This window comes from Halocatena salina, from assembly GCF_023115355.1.
In the GTDB taxonomy this organism is placed as follows: Archaea; Halobacteriota; Halobacteria; order Halobacteriales; family Haloarculaceae; genus Halocatena; species Halocatena salina.
In genome coordinates, this window is record NZ_CP096019.1 from 574,034 (window position 1) to 588,772 (window position 14,739).

General features: G+C 56.6%; 12 protein-coding genes. 4 read left to right on the plus strand and 8 right to left on the minus strand.

The window, feature by feature from the left end; genetic code table 11:
* Positions 1 to 101: 101 nt before the first annotated feature.
* Positions 102 to 1,652, minus strand: a complete 1,551-nt coding sequence (locus MW046_RS02935; protein WP_247994076.1) for an acyl-CoA carboxylase subunit beta — start codon at positions 1,650 to 1,652, stop codon at positions 102 to 104.
* 705 nt (positions 1,653 to 2,357) lie between these two features.
* Here MW046_RS02935 and MW046_RS02940 point away from each other — a divergent pair.
* On the plus strand, positions 2,358 to 2,981 hold the full coding sequence (locus MW046_RS02940) for a uracil-DNA glycosylase family protein (RefSeq protein WP_247994077.1): 624 nt from the start codon (positions 2,358 to 2,360) through the stop codon (positions 2,979 to 2,981).
* 64 nt (positions 2,982 to 3,045) lie between these two features.
* On the opposite strand, the gene MW046_RS02945 is transcribed toward MW046_RS02940, so the two are convergent.
* Both MW046_RS02945 and MW046_RS02950 read right to left on the minus strand, forming a co-directional pair.
* Positions 3,046 to 4,416 (minus strand): sodium-dependent transporter, encoded by a 1,371-nt coding sequence (locus MW046_RS02945; protein ID WP_247994078.1) that lies wholly within the window; start codon positions 4,414 to 4,416, stop codon positions 3,046 to 3,048.
* A gap of 221 nt (positions 4,417 to 4,637) precedes the next feature.
* Positions 4,638 to 5,357, minus strand: coding sequence for an SDR family oxidoreductase (locus tag MW046_RS02950; protein ID WP_247994079.1), 720 nt, complete (start codon positions 5,355 to 5,357; stop codon positions 4,638 to 4,640).
* A 277-nt stretch (positions 5,358 to 5,634) separates the two neighbouring features.
* On the opposite strand from MW046_RS02950, the gene sucC reads away from it, so the two are divergent.
* Together sucC and sucD are read left to right on the plus strand one after the other, a co-directional pair.
* A complete protein-coding gene (gene sucC / locus MW046_RS02955) occupies positions 5,635 to 6,777 on the plus strand; it encodes an ADP-forming succinate--CoA ligase subunit beta (protein WP_247994080.1) in 1,143 nt (380 codons plus the stop codon).
* The gene (sucD, locus tag MW046_RS02960; protein WP_247994081.1) at positions 6,774 to 7,643 is read left to right on the plus strand and encodes a succinate--CoA ligase subunit alpha; all 870 of its coding nucleotides are present in this window, start codon (positions 6,774 to 6,776) and stop codon (positions 7,641 to 7,643) included. The genes sucC and sucD overlap by 4 nt, the downstream gene beginning before the upstream one ends.
* Before the next feature lie 49 nt (positions 7,644 to 7,692).
* Here sucD and MW046_RS02965 read toward each other — a convergent pair whose 3' ends face one another.
* The 4 genes from MW046_RS02965 to MW046_RS02980 all read right to left on the minus strand — a co-directional run bounded on the left by MW046_RS02965 (position 7,693) and on the right by MW046_RS02980 (position 11,835).
* On the minus strand, positions 7,693 to 8,154 hold the full coding sequence (locus MW046_RS02965; RefSeq protein WP_247994082.1) for a hypothetical protein: 462 nt from the start codon (positions 8,152 to 8,154) through the stop codon (positions 7,693 to 7,695).
* Between the two features lie 295 nt (positions 8,155 to 8,449).
* A complete protein-coding gene (locus MW046_RS02970) occupies positions 8,450 to 9,538 on the minus strand; it encodes a helix-turn-helix transcriptional regulator (protein ID WP_247994083.1) in 1,089 nt (362 codons plus the stop codon).
* 173 nt (positions 9,539 to 9,711) lie between these two features.
* A complete protein-coding gene (gene thyX / locus MW046_RS02975; protein WP_247994084.1) occupies positions 9,712 to 10,455 on the minus strand; it encodes an FAD-dependent thymidylate synthase in 744 nt (247 codons plus the stop codon).
* A gap of 72 nt (positions 10,456 to 10,527) precedes the next feature.
* Positions 10,528 to 11,835, minus strand: coding sequence for a polysaccharide deacetylase family protein (locus tag MW046_RS02980; protein ID WP_247994085.1), 1,308 nt, complete (start codon positions 11,833 to 11,835; stop codon positions 10,528 to 10,530).
* Positions 11,836 to 12,264: 429 nt separating this feature from the next.
* Here MW046_RS02980 and MW046_RS02985 point away from each other — a divergent pair, with 429 nt between their 5' ends.
* Positions 12,265 to 13,374: a glucosamine inositolphosphorylceramide transferase family protein gene (locus MW046_RS02985; RefSeq protein ID WP_247994086.1), complete on the plus strand. Its 1,110-nt coding sequence runs from the start codon at positions 12,265 to 12,267 to the stop codon at positions 13,372 to 13,374.
* Between the two features lie 14 nt (positions 13,375 to 13,388).
* On the opposite strand, the gene MW046_RS02990 is transcribed toward MW046_RS02985, so the two are convergent.
* The gene (locus tag MW046_RS02990; protein WP_247994087.1) at positions 13,389 to 14,648 is read right to left on the minus strand and encodes a glycosyltransferase family 4 protein; all 1,260 of its coding nucleotides are present in this window, start codon (positions 14,646 to 14,648) and stop codon (positions 13,389 to 13,391) included.
* Positions 14,649 to 14,739: the final 91 nt, after the last annotated feature.

The window sequence follows — 14,739 nt, forward strand, 5'->3', positions numbered from 1 at the left end:
TCTCATTTGACACTAATCGCTCACCATGAACGATGATCTCCAAACTGATCCGTCTTTGGCGCACCCCACGTCAACGTAGGTTCCCACCCAGAAATCGGTGGTTACAAGGGGATATTTCCGTGTTTTCTGGATGGATGATCGGTGCGCTTGCTCCGTAGCATTTCGAGATCCGCAATGAGACGCCTGCGGGTTTCGGGGGGTTCGAGCACGTCGTCGACGTAGCCCCGATCCGCAGCGGTGTATGGGTTCGCAAAGGCGTCGCGGTATTCGTCGATGAGTTCCTGCCTGCGTTCCTCAACCTCCTCGGCCGCCTCAAGCTCGTCGTCGTACAGGATATTAACCGCACCCTGTGGTCCCATCACGGCGATCTCGGCGGACGGCCACGCGTAGTTGACGTCCGCGCCCACGTGCTTGGAGGCCATCACATCGTACGCGCCGCCGTATGCCTTCCGGGTGATGACCGTGAGCAACGGAACAGTCGCCTCCGAGTACGCGTACAGAAGCTTCGCGCCGTGTTTGATGATGCCACCGTGCTCCTGGTCAGTACCGGGCATGAATCCTGGTACATCGACGAACGTCACGATCGGGATGTTAAAGGCATCACAAAAGCGAACGAACCGTGAGCCTTTCAGACTCGCGTCGATGTCGAGAGTCCCTGCGTTCGCTCGGGGCTGATTACCGACGACGCCCACGCTGTGGCCATCGAGGCGGGCGAATCCAGTGACAATGTTCCGGGCAAACTCTCCGGCAACCTCGAAAAACGAATCTGAGTCCACGATGTGATCGATGACCGCCGTGATGTCGTACGGTTTCTGTGGTTCATCGGGGACGATTTCGGTGAGTTCCTCGGCGGCCCGATTGGGATCGTCCCACGGCTCGACGCGGGGGGGGTCCTCGACGTTGTTTTGCGGGACGTACGACAGCAATCGGCGGATGTCGTCCAACGCCTCCTTCTCCGCGTCCACCGAGAAGTGTGCAACCCCGCTCTCGCTGGCGTGGGTCTGAGCGCCACCAAGCTCCTCGAACCCGACCTCTTCACCCGTGACCGTTTTGATCACGTCCGGCCCAGTGATGAACATGTGGCTGGTCTCTTTGACCATGAAGATGAAGTCCGTGATAGCGGGCGAGTACACCGCGCCACCGGCACACGGTCCCATGATGGCCGAGATCTGGGGCACAACGCCGCTTGCAAGCTGGTTCCGATGGAAGATGTCTGCATAGCCCGCCAGCGAATCGACGCCCTCTTGAATCCGAGCGCCGGCCGAGTCGTTCAATCCGATGATCGGTGCGCCGACTTCCATCGCCCGATCCATCACCTTACACACCTTCTCAGCGAACACCTCACCTAACGAGCCACCGAACACCGTGAAATCGTGCGCGAACACGAACACTGTCCGTCCCTCGACCTCACCGTAGCCGGTCACGACCCCATCGCCCGGGATCTGAGTCTCCTCCATGTCGAAGTTGTGACAGTCGTGGGTCCGGAGCTGGTCGAACTCCTCGAACGTCCCCTCATCGAGGAAGTAGTCGATTCGCTCGCGGGCGGTCATCTTTCCCTTTTCGTGCTGGGATTCGATACGATCCTTCCCGCCGCCGAGTAGCGCTCGCTCTCTGCGTTCGCGCAACGCCTCAATCTTCTCGTCCATCGTCATGGCTGAATACCGTGGTTTCCACCACCGAAAGCAAAAGGATACCGAACCTCGAAAACGCGTCCGGCGTTTCTATTTCGTTGCTAATATTTCATTGAATAATATTTTCGTCGAAATACTGGTTACGTCACGCGGTTCGTGCGTTCCTCGAACTGATATGGATGGTATGCCGACAACACGGGCAGTAGAGTTCGAAACAGTGTGCTGTGATTCCCGAACGATAAATGATGGATGCTATCTCACTCATCGGTTTGGTCTCTATGTTCGCACAGAAAACTGTTCGATACAGACACCGACATTATATAAGAAAATTCATAGGAAATGTGGAGAAGTCGATCGTTCGTCGTCTTTGATCTGCGGTTTCGGCGGTTCGCGGTCCAGCGAATCCCGATGGAGTCTCGTTCGTATCGCTTCTTCGGTCCCCAGCACCGATTCGACCGTTTCGAAGCCGATTCGTTCGGGAACTATCAAGCAGATCGGCGACGGTGTCGGCCTGCTCTATCTGCGGTGTCAGAGTGTTGAAACTGGCTGGAGTTTCCTCTGACAGCACGTCTATGTGTAGGGTTTACACATAAATGGCATTGTGAGAGCCATCAGTCAGGATTTCCTGAAAGACGACCATACTCCACTCTCAGGACGATACTCATCGATCGTGATGGTTGCTGTCGAACCGAGGACCATTTAGCGATCGGAAGCGATTACTTAGATGTGGAAAACGTAACCGATCGCACGAGTAACCCGTTCGGGATGTCGCCGTCCTGTGACCGGTACGTGCCCGGGTATGGGGACGCCAACGCCGATTTTCACGTCATCGGTGACCACCCCGGCGTTCACGGGGGACGCGAGACGGGCGTGCCATTCACGAACGCGGCTGGATTGTCCCTCCAACGCGCGCTCGCCGCGGCGGGACTGGTCGAACAATCTGGTGAGCAGCCCACGATGAATGGGACGTTTTTCTCCTATCTGCATCTCTGTGTGCCCGACGGCGATCCGACCGAGCGCGCGTACACGGATATGGAGCGGTTTTTCGACGCCGAGCTCCGGGCTATCTCAGCCCATGTGTTGTTGCCGGTCGGCGAGCGCGCGACCAGACACGTCCTCGGAACGTACACTGCGCGGGCGGTGGACGGAGCGACGCTCACCGAGCGACACGCCACGGAGATCCGTGGCAGTGGCTTTCTCGTCTATCCGATCCTCGATCCCCACGAATGGAACGACGAGGACAAAGAGCAACTCATCGCTTCTCTCACTGAACTACGAGCCACCGACTACTCCCGACAGGCAGATTTAGGGCGATTTCTCCCCTCCGACGAACCGTATCACGTGCGGTAACGACCGACTGGGAGATCACTCGATCCGCTCGAAAAAAGCCCAGAGAACCGTTTGTTCAGCAAATCTATTGCTGGAATGGCGGTGGGAGGATGGACGTTCCTTCCTCAAGGGTGAAAAACAGGTCGTGGATGTTCAAGAGGAACACGACGACGACCGCTACCAACACGAACGTTCGGAGCGACCACAGCCAGATGTTCCCGAAGGAGCCGTTTGCCATGCCCTTTTTGATCTCGTCAATAGCATCTTCGCCCATGATCCACCCGACGAAGATCACGACGAACAGCACTGTCGTGGGAAGCAACAGCGCGACGCCGATCCCGTCGAACCAGCCGAGCCACGCGGTGTCCCATGCGGACGGAACGCCGAGCACGAAGGCAGCGCCACCGATTCCCAGCGTCGCCTGCATCCGAGGGACATCAAACTCGTCTACGACGTAGGCGACGGGGGCCTCCAACAAACTGATCGCGGAGGAGAGCGCTGCAATCAGAACGATAAAGAAAAACACGATACCGAGAGTGTGGCCGATCAACGACGAGAAATCACCGAGCGCGATCGGGATGGCCACGAACACGGCACCGATACCGCCTCCTTCGGCGGCACCCGAGCCCACCGACAGCCCCCCGGCGAACAACAACGGGAGCACGACCATCCCAGCGAGGATACCGATGAACGTGTTCGTGACGGCGATCGACAGCCCATCAGCCCCGAGACTGTCGTCCTTACCGAGATAAGACGCGTACGTGATCATCACGCTGAATCCAACCGACAAGGAAAACAGGGCTTGTCCTGTCGCAGCCGGAATGATCTGTGCGAGGTTCGACGTGATCGCAGCGAAATCCGGATCAAACAGGAAGTCGTACCCCGGCGCTGCATCCGGAAGTGTGAACGCGTACCCTGCGAGTCCGAGCAACAGCACGACGATACTGGGTACCATGAACTTCGTCGCAAGCTCGATCCCGCGCTCGATCCCGAACGCCACGATTCCGATCGTGACCATCATAAACACGACGTGGGTCAACACCGAGCTACCACCGACTGATACCGCACCGAAGTACGCCTCCGGATCGGCGAGTGCAGACCCAGTCGCGCTGCCGATCACGTATCGAAACACCCAGCCTCCGATGACGCTGTAGTAGGATAACGTCCAGAAGCTGGCGAGCACCCCGATCGCACCGATGAACCGCCAGTTTCCTTTGCCGATCGCACGAAACGCACCGATTGCATCTACATTGGCACGCCGTCCGATCACGAACTCCGCCAGCAATGCCGGAATCCCGACGATAAGTATCGCAATCAGGTACACGATGAGGAACGCTCCACCGCCCGATTCAGCAGCGCTAAACGGAAATCGCCAGATGTTCCCGAGTCCGACGGCGCTGCCGACCGCTGCCAAAATGAAACCGATCCGTGTAGTCCAAGTCTCTCGTTCAGCCATTAACATTTGCCTGAATGAACGAATCCATATAAGTGCGACGATGAATAACGTGGTACGCGATATCACAGTGAAACTGGCGTTATCACTACATCCGTCGAGATAATATTATATAATCTTGATATAAATGTTTATTCCCGGTGATAAAATGACGTTCATGGTGTTATTTCCTTCTGCGATCGTAGCGTGCGAATGACTCCAGCAGTACTCGCTCGTTTGATTTGTCAGGCAGTACCGTACACGGGGACCGCCGCCCCGCTGGTGACGCTCGCTCCGCTGCTACAGAGAAAGACGACCACGTCAGCGATGTCATCGGGATCGACCCACGATTCGTGATCGGCATCAGGCATTGCCTCGCGGTTTGCAGGCGTGTCGATGACGCTGGGCATGATGGCGTTCGCTCGGACCGAACCCGTATTTTCGGCTGCAACAGTTTCAGTAAGTCGTCTGACACCGGCTTTAGCGGCGCGGTATGGCCCGTCGCCCTCCCCGCCTTCGAGCGAGGAGCGTGAGGACACGGCGATCACGGTACCTTCGCAGCGCTTGAGCGCTGGCAGTGCGTGTTTCGTTGCGAGGAACATAGTTTTGAGGTTCACATCGAACAGCAACTCAAACGTTTCGACGTCGGTCTCTTCGATGGGGTCACCACCACGCCACGTACCGGCGATGGCACAGAGGGTATCGATACGCCCATGGTCGTCAGTGATCGCTGCCATCACGCGCTCGACATCGGTCTCGTCAGTGAAATCACCCTCATAGAAGTGGACCGATTCGTGCCCGGCGTCGAGCAGCGCCTCCTCATCGTCGGGATTTACGATGTCGGTCCCACAGACGGTTGCTCCTGCCTGTACGAACCGATCGACAACCGCACTTCCGAGCGCACCACAGGCTCCCGTCACTACCACGACCGAATCGCTGAAATCGACGTCGAATGATCGGGACATACCGACGATCACGGCCGTCCATCGGATAAATCTAGGTCGAGCCAATCCGAGTTGACTATTTCCAAATTCAACCTGCTGTACCTAGAATCTTAATTCATATGAAAGATAAAATATAAATGAATAATGCGTATCGCTGGGTGGAAACGCACACGATCTGGTTGTACTGATCATTCTCCTGTCTGTTAACTAGCCGAAGCTGCGTATTCTTCATGATCAAAGACCATCTACAACGACAAATGGACGGGATTTATGCGCGTGACGGTCAACTAATCGATTGATGAAGTTACACGAGCATCAGGCGAAGGGAGTGTTCGCGGATACGGGTATCCCGACACCGTCCTCACAACTCGCATCGAGCGTCGAGGAAGCGGTCGATGCAGCCGACGCGATCGGCTATCCCGTCGCCATCAAAGCTCAGGTACACGTAGGTGGGCGTGGAAAAGCCGGCGGAATCAAACTCGCCGAAAACGAAGATGAGGCTCGCTCTGTGGCCTCCGATATCCTCGGAATGGATCTCAAGGGGCTGCACGTCGAGGAAGTGCTCGTAGAGGAGGCAGTCGATTTCACCGACGAATTGTACGTGGGTGTGACGATGGACCGTGGGGCAGGCAAACCCGTCGTGATGGTGTCCGCCCGTGGTGGCGTCGATATCGAGGAAGTCGCCGCCGAAGATCCTGATGCGATCGCCCGCGAACACGTCGATCCAGCGTTCGGGCTACATCCCTATCAAGCACGGCGTGTAGCGTTCGAGGCCGGTCTTGAAGAGGTTGCCACGGACGTTGCTCGTGTGCTATCTACGTTGTATGAGCTGTGGGAGGACAACGACGCGACCGAAGTGGAGATCAATCCGTTGATGGTCACCGACGACGAGTCGGTGATCGCGGCTGATGCGGTGATGAACGTCGACGACGACGCCTTGTTCCGTCACTCCGAGATCGCCGAGATGGAAAGCGAGGCGGCAGACGACGATCTCGAACGGAAGGCAAACGAGTACGACTTCGATTACGTTCGTCTCGACGGCAACGTCGGCATCATCGGCAACGGTGCTGGGTTAGTGATGACGACGCTCGATATCGTGGATTACTACGGGGGTGAACCCGCGAACTTCCTCGATATCGGCGGTGGAGCGAAAGCCGAACGAGTGACGAACGCGCTGGATATGGTGTTCTCGGACGAAAACGTCGAGTCGGTCGTGTTCAACATCTTCGGAGGCATTACCCGCGGCGACGAGGTCGCAGCTGGGATCAACGAAGCCCTCGAACAACTCGATGAGATCCCCAAACCGGTCACCGTTCGATTAGCAGGGACCAACGCAGAAGAAGGACGGGAGATACTGAACACCGATCTCGTTTCGGTCGAGGAGACGCTTGAGGCGGCCGTTCAACACGCTGTCGAAAACGCACAGGAGGCAGACAGATGAGCGTACTAGTCGATGATGACACGCGCGTTGTAGTACAGGGAATCACCGGTGGGGAAGGCAAGTTCCACACCGACCAGATGATCGAATACGGTACGAACATCGTCGCCGGTGCCGTCCCAGGCCGCGGCGGAGAGCGCGTTTCCGGCGTACCAGTGTACGACACTCTTCAGTCGGCGGTGACCGAACACGACGCGACCGCTGTCGTAGTGTTCGTCCCGCCCGCCTTCGCTGCGGATGCGATGTTCGAGGCGCTCGACACCAGTGTCGATCTCGTCGTGACGATCACCGAGGGCGTTCCCCAACAGGATATGAGCCGTGTCTACCGGCGTCTTCAGGAAACCGACACGCGGCTCATCGGTCCCAACTGTCCAGGGATCATCACGCCAGGACAGTCCAAGCTCGGGATCCTTCCCGGGAACATCTTCACCGAGGGGAACGTGGGGCTGGTCTCCCGATCGGGCACACTCACGTACCAAGTTGTCGACAACCTCACGCAACGCGATATCGGTCAGTCGACTGCGATCGGTATCGGCGGTGATCCGATCATCGGTACCGACTTCATCGATGCTCTGGAGCTGTTCGAAGCCGACACCGACACCGACGCCATCGTGATGTGTGGAGAGATTGGCGGCGAGGACGAAGAAGAGGCCGCCGCATACATCGACGACAACGTCACGACGCCCGTCGTCGGGTTTATCGCCGGTCGTACCGCCCCACCTGGAAAGCGGATGGGACACGCTGGAGCTATCGTGAGCGGTTCGGGAACGGGCACCGCAGCGAGTAAGATCGAAGCACTCGAAAGCGCAGACGTTCCCGTTGGCGATACACCAGCAGCTGTCGCTGATTACGTCGAGAACCGCTTGTAAGAACGTCCGTCCCCCTACGTATTTCGGCCATTCAACCGAAAGTAGTTGCTCATGTGCTGTTCGGTCGGTGAATGATGTGTGGCTCCGTTACACATTCCGTCTCCGTTGCGTCAGAACTGGCAACGATCGCCACGTCGACTTCCGTCGAAACTTCCCGATTCTCATCGACGTATTCGGCGTGACACGTCATATACACATCAGTAACGATTCCGTCAGTCGTCTCGATCTCCCAGTTGAGATCGTACGTTCCCCCCTCGCTTTCGATGAACCGGGTAGGTGTGAGCGTATCGTGATACTCTTCGATCTCCTCTATGTCCGCCAAGTTATCGACGTGGACGTGATCTTGTACTGCTGAGCCGAACACCTGATTGAGGCACTTCTCAGCGATGTCGTCGGCGGTTTGAAGGAACGTCATCAGCCGATCGTCCCACCACCACTCGTAGGTATCGCTCTGGTCCTGCCCGGTCTCCTGTTCGTTGGAGTCGTGTCCGTCTGCCTCCGTCGTTTGCATGGTTGCACTCACCCTGAGAGCCACCGCCCGATCTGTATACGGGCTGAGACTCAGCACTCTGTGACCCTCGTACTACATTCAAAGGTCCCACAGCATAAATACCTGCCTGTATGAACAAAATAATCGGATATCTGATGCAGATTGGAGAAAATGCGATGCTGCCGCATGATAAAAATAGTATTATTTCTTATATATTGGTGTGTTTCACAATAATTTGGGTATCGATCAGGGTTCTGTCGACCACTGGACTAAGGTAATAAAAATATGACAATTGTGTGTGATCTGGTACCGCCGTCTACTCGTCCTCGAACGGGGATCGAACGGCTTCAGGTTCGTCGCCGACGAGACTGATGATGTTTTCTCTACCAACCCGGAGCTTACTGATGAGGTCCTCGTCATCCATCTCCGAAAGGAGCATGCTGACTTTCGATTTCGACCAACCGGTTTCTTCTACGATCTTTACCTGCTTCATTCGACCGCCGTTATCGCGCAGCAGCGACAAGATGCGGTCTTCATCAGTCATGAGATCCGTCTCGGTGATTGCTGGCATCTCTGAGCCGCTCTCCTCAGTGGACCGATCACGCAGTTCGACCGGTAATCTGAGGGTGAGAACACCGCGGTGGAACGCGATACCGCCACCAAGTCCCACCAGCACCACCACAGCGAGTCCGACGAACCAGGAACGGGGCACCGAATCCGCCGTCGCTGCGTACTCGGACGTCTCTCCACTGTTCGTTTCGAGCACGACCCGGGGCTTGCTGTCGTAAAACTGCCGGCTAGTGTTCGAGGCGACCCACGTGAACGTGTTCGACGACCGATCGTCCGGTTGCGGACTCACACTTACGACTGACAGCTCGTCGCTCCACGATATCTCGATCCGTTGGTTCTGCCGGATGTACAGTCCACCGGTGAACACGTCACCGACGATCACCCGGTTTTCATCGACCTTCGAAAAGTTTGACCACAGAAAGGACATTTCAACGATACCGGAGTTGTCCAGCCGGCTCACGTAGGCCTCGTGAGTGAACGACGACGCGTTCATCTGTCGTCCAGTCTGGTTCGTTCCTTTGTCGGTCAACAGGTGGGCACCCTGCTTGAAGTGGGCGTACAGCTCTGGATTTTCTCGTTCGTTGAATCGCTCGGCAAACGACGTGAACTGCTCTCGCTCCGATTGGCTCGTCAGATCACGGCGATACACGTATGTCCAGCGTACAGATCCGTTCTTTTCGACGTCGATTCGGAACGTCTGCCGGTCGAACTCCTGTCCGTCGACGACCAACTCCGGCTGTGTGTCGGGTGATGACGACGTCGGCTGAGGCTCAGCAACGGTTGCCACACCAGCAGCTGTGAACACGAGGACCACGGCAGCGAACACCCGTAGCATCGTTCGTTACTCTTCTCGTGAGGATATAAAACGGGTGTGACTTATCCGTGTGACCGCACCCGTTTCATCGGCAGTTGCGCGATCGACCCACGACTCGTGGTTGGTCTCGTCCCGAGTGACCGTCTTTGTGTTGTAAATCAGGTCAACCGTCCGTTCATCAAAGAGAGGCGACATCATGGTGCTAGCCTATTCTTCCGTCCTTTCATGTGCTTTTCGTAGTGCTGGAACGTGATCGGACACCATTCACCAGCCAGATCGAGTACTTGCTCGGTCATTCGCCTGATCTCCCACTGACTATCAGCAGCCGATCGCATATCCGCGACGTGCATCAACATCCGGGCGTTGAGCGTCATCACCATGTTCACTTTGCTTCCGATCGGCAACACGAACCGAGCGTCTTCGGGCGGGAGTCCGAGATCAAGGAGTTGCTGATACGACTCGACCGAGCGACTGACCGACTCTTTGAACACTCGTTCGCGTTCTTCGAGCGTTTCCTCGGAAACGGAGCCACTCTGTTGGTTTCGTCCGATCCAATCGGCATCACTCACGGACGGTGGCGTAACGACCAACTCACCCTCCCGCACGTCCTCGGGATCGATGTCATCGAACGACACGTATCGCTGGCTCTGAATATCGAACGAGACGTGCCGGTGACGGGTGATCTGGGCCATACACGAACGGCTGATACCTTTCACGGCGAACGTCGCATGAACGTGTTCGAACGGTCCGAAATGACCGTGCCGAAGAAGGCGGCCGATGAGGGTACGCTTTTTCTCCTCGATCGTCTCTCCTTCGACCGGTTCCATCGTGGATTCGAACGATTGCTCGCCGACGAAACTGCTCGAGTAATCGTTTCTCGCAGCTGTACAGATGACACGCTCGGGGGTATCGGTCGCTTCGAGCAAGTGTACGTCCATAGTCGGTTCCGGAAACGCGACGAGTCCTTAAGTTTGGTTTGGGTTGAACGAGTCTACCCGATCGTCGATGAGTTAGTTCCCGATCGAATCGAGGAACTGGCTCGGTGAGACCACGTCCATGTCCTTTTTCTCCACGTGCTTGACGACCTGTTCGAACTCCGCTGTCGTTGTCTCTTTGTCGTCACCACCGATCCCGTGATACTGAACGACGACCAGCTGGTTGAACTGCTCGGCAAGATCCAGCAGATCGACGACTGCGTCGGGTGAAGCACCCATCACGCGGGGGATGGTGTACATGTTCGTAGGCTGTTTGGCGTTACCCGGTCCGGCCCCGAACATGAAATTGGTCTTATGGTTGTTTCGAATGATGTCGAGAGTCGCTCTGTTGACTCGACCGTTGGGCGCGACGAAATGCCTAGATCCAGTCTTGAATCCGATCGATTTGAGCTGTTGTTTCGATTGTTCGATCGCTTTTTTCTGGTCCTGCTTGGACTGTGTCGGGAGCTTGTCCGTCGATGTGTGTGACATCATATCCCATCCGGCATCTGCCATCTCACGCATATTTCCGGTGCTCAATCGGCCCTGAGAGCCAATCACGTCGGGGATAATGGCGACCCCCGCCTGCCAGTCGCGTTCGTTGAACATGGGGAACACCGTATCGTAGGCAGACTTGACCGAGTCGTCGAACTGGAACATCACCTTTCCTTTGCTGGCTTTCGGGACCTTTCGGAGATCGTCGATCCCGACCTTGATCGGTTCACCATTGTCGGTCATGACGCTGATCTGTACGGTGAACACCTTAGAAGGGTCTGGTTGGCCCTGTTTCCCGGTGTAGCCGAGATCGAAACGAGTCCATCCGTTCAGTTCCTGCGGGATGAATCGACGGCACGTGAGACTACTGCTCTCCGTTGGAGCGTGGCAGCTAATCGCGATGTGGCCGCTTTTTGGCTTCTCGAATCGAACCGCCAGCGAAAGGTCGTGACTGCTCAGATCGAGAGCACTGCTGTCGTTTGAATCCGAGTAGAACGAACGAGAGATAGTGGCGTTTCCTTCTCCCTGTTTTCCCTTAGCCTGTAACACGAGGGATTGGCCTCCCTGGAACGCGTTTTCCGTATCTGTCGTGAACTTGCCTGCATCCACCTCCCAGCGGTCTTTGACGTTACCCTCGAAATCGTCTATCACCGATCCACCGGGTCCCGAAGACGACCCAGAGCCGTCTCCCTCCGTTCCGGAACCGTCCGGCGTGCCCGTCGGGGTGCTCGTGGTTTCACTATCACCGCTGGGACCAGTCGGAATCATACCAGAACAACCGGCGAGCGAGAATGTACTGGCTGCTCCGAGCGTTGCAAGCAATGTGCGGCGGGTTGTTGGGCGCCTCATTGATTGTACTCTCTCCCAACGGAGTCAAAACACTTTATAATCCAACTCATAATCTTGGAGAAGTGTGTCTTAGCTCCCTCGGTCATACCGTGGGACGTTATCCGAATTGTATATTTTTCTTATTATGTATGTGGTGGGTAATACCAACAACTAGTTATCAAAATTATTTCTATAGTGGAAAATAACCGCGGATGTTCAGAATAGGCTGTATATTGTTAGATATATCATATTACAGTTTCATTTGACAGGGCCGCAACCAGTAGATTTAACGTCTGTCTATTTGATTTCTGACTAATGGAGTGGACGCGACGTCGATTCCTGTGGAGCACAGCACTCATAGCCGCATGTAGTGGATGTCAACAACCTGACCTCGATTCGAATGGGACGACCACCTCAGACATTCATCGAATTCGCACTAGATCATCAAATATGTCTTCAGAGTCAACAACGGTTCTCCCCCGATCCTCGACGCGCCCGAATGCTACGTCTCCTGAGACCGATCTACGGACGGAGACTGACGGGGAACCCGAGCCGGAATCACCACCAACACCGGAGGAAGTGGGAACAACGGAGACCGAACCCTCCGACGCCGACACTGAGACGCTGTACGTCGGTCCGAGGATTCCGGAGTCGCCCCATGCGCCAGCCGATGTGGCCCCCCCGACGGGGAGCCACGTTCAGCCGTCGGCCGCCCAGCCGGTGTTGTCAGGGGACGATGTGACGGATTACGGCGACGTGGAGTACGTTGCCGATCCGTTTTTGTTCGTTGAGGAGGGTGAGTGGCACATGTTTTTCGAGATATTGAACAGCGATCGGGAGCCGGACGCGCCGATCGGCCACGCCACCAGTTCCGATGGGCTGGATTGGACGTACGATCAGGTGGTGTTGGAAAAGCGGTATCACACGTCGTTTCCGCTAGTGTGGAAACACGCCGGGAGCTACTACATGTGTCCGCCGACGGGCCAGAAGGTCGAGTTGTACAAAGCCGATCGGTTTCCGACCGAGTGGACCCACATCGGCAACGCGATCGACGTGGACTACTATCCCCACGATCCGACGTTCGTTCGGTACGACGGCCGGTGGTGGCTGTTCACCGACCGGGGTAACGAGCAGGTGATGGTGTATCACTCTCGAGACCTCGAACGGGAAGGCTGGACGCCCCACGAGCGGAATCCCGTCGTCACCGACCGCCGCGATGCTGCCCGACAGGGCGGGCGGCCGATCATCCACGACGGTCGCCTGTACCTGTATTTCCAAGATTTGGTCGACAACTACGGCGATGCGATCCGGTGTTGTGAGGTGACCCAGTTATCCCCGTCTACATACACGGATCAGGAAGTTTCGGGGTCGCCGGTGCTCGAAGAGTTCGGCACCGGATGGGCGAACAACGGCATGCACACGTTCGATCCGTGGTGGCGCGGGCCCGATAAGGGGTGGCGCTGTGCCGTCGACGGCGTCCGCGATCAGGAGTCACTTGACGACCAGTGGACCATCGGAATACTCGATATTCCGCCGAACAGCACGCTCGGTTCCAGTTGACCTAGCGTCGCTTCTCAATCGGCCATCGAGGCGACGTCGTGGTATCGTTCGGAGAATGCCCGTTCAACCGTTTCGGGAGCAAACCGTTCGATGTGCTCGGGAATAGCGTCGTAATGGGCAGTGTAATCGTCGATGAGTCGTTCGAAGGCGTCCGCAAGCGCTTCGGGTTCGCCGGACATGAACTGCTCTCCAGCCGGTCCAACGATGTAGTCGGTACTCCCAACATCGGCAGCGAGGATCGGGGTATGAGACGACAGTGCCTCAAGGAGCACGCGCCCGAACGGCTCATCGAGGAGTCCTGGATAGACGAACACGTCCGCATTCTCATAGACAGCTGCGAGTCGATCGTGGTCGACGTATCCGAGCCACCGGATTGCTTCGTCGAGATCGAGATCCTGAGCGAGTTCGTGGAGCTGCTGCTCGTAGGGACCCGAACCAGCAACCTGCAGTTCGATGTCGTATCCTCGGCTGAGAATGCGGGAAAGGCCGCGGATAAGGACGTGCACGCCCTTGATATCTTGGAGCGCACCCACATACAAGAGCGTGATCGGCTCGTCGTCTTCCGGCGTCGGTTCGCGCTCGCTTTCTCCTTCGTCGGTGATCGTTGCGAACGTCTCGTCGTAGAAGTGGGGGATGACCTCGATCCGGTTGTCGGGAAAGCCGATCGCACCGAAATCCTTGGCGAGATGCGGTGATAGCGCGTGGTATGCGTCTATCTCCCACGCCCGATCGATCGAGTCGAAGACGAACTCGATCTGTCCGAGCGAAACGTACCCGCTGCGAAGCTCTGCATCGACGCCCTGCCGGCGTTTGAGTGCCGTCGTTGAGATACAACTAGCGCATTTCAGTCGTCCAGGTCCCGAACATTTCCGCTCTCCGTCGTACATCATGTCCCCCTTCGGGCAGACTGGAAGATAGGAGTTGAGCGTCGAGAGCGTCGGTGTGTCGAGCTCTGCGAGCACGGGAATGAACGCAGAAGAATAAGAGTGTATCAGTTCGTGTCGTTCGAGCGCGTCAATCTCCCCTTCCAACGTGTCGATCTTGTTCGTGAGTGGGTGAGGGAGCTTCGGTAGATTATCGTGAATCACGTAATTGACCCGATCCTCGGCCGGTAATGTCGCGCTCGATGCGTCCATCTGGCTCGACACGTAGACGGTCAAATCGTGGTGTTTCGAGAGTCGTTCGATGAGCAACGTCGATGTACGGACAGCACCGGTACCAGCCGCACCCGGACACTCTGCGGGAATAAAGCCTACATCCAGCCGTTCATTCACGCGGTTTCACCCCATCAGTAACCTTGGTCATGTCTGTCCGGTCTCGGCTCCGAACTCTTGATTACTTGCTTTCGTTGGCTACAATGGAGTA

Excerpts from the sequence above, each read along its gene's own strand:
- MW046_RS02950 (WP_247994079.1), bottom strand. The coding sequence starts at position 5,357 with ATGTCCCGATCATTCGACGTCGATTTCAGCGATTCGGTCGTGGTAGTG.
- MW046_RS02970 (WP_247994083.1), bottom strand. The coding sequence starts at position 9,538 with ATGCTACGGGTGTTCGCTGCCGTGGTCCTCGTGTTCACAGCTGCTGGT.
- MW046_RS02945 (WP_247994078.1), bottom strand. The coding sequence starts at position 4,416 with ATGGCTGAACGAGAGACTTGGACTACACGGATCGGTTTCATTTTGGCA.
- MW046_RS02980 (WP_247994085.1), bottom strand. The coding sequence starts at position 11,835 with ATGAGGCGCCCAACAACCCGCCGCACATTGCTTGCAACGCTCGGAGCA.
- thyX (WP_247994084.1), bottom strand. The coding sequence starts at position 10,455 with ATGGACGTACACTTGCTCGAAGCGACCGATACCCCCGAGCGTGTCATC.
- MW046_RS02935 (WP_247994076.1), bottom strand. The coding sequence starts at position 1,652 with ATGACGATGGACGAGAAGATTGAGGCGTTGCGCGAACGCAGAGAGCGA.
- MW046_RS02985 (WP_247994086.1), top strand. The coding sequence starts at position 12,265 with ATGTCTTCAGAGTCAACAACGGTTCTCCCCCGATCCTCGACGCGCCCG.
- sucD (WP_247994081.1), top strand. The coding sequence starts at position 6,774 with ATGAGCGTACTAGTCGATGATGACACGCGCGTTGTAGTACAGGGAATC.
- MW046_RS02965 (WP_247994082.1), bottom strand. The coding sequence starts at position 8,154 with ATGCAAACGACGGAGGCAGACGGACACGACTCCAACGAACAGGAGACC.
- sucC (WP_247994080.1), top strand. The coding sequence starts at position 5,635 with ATGAAGTTACACGAGCATCAGGCGAAGGGAGTGTTCGCGGATACGGGT.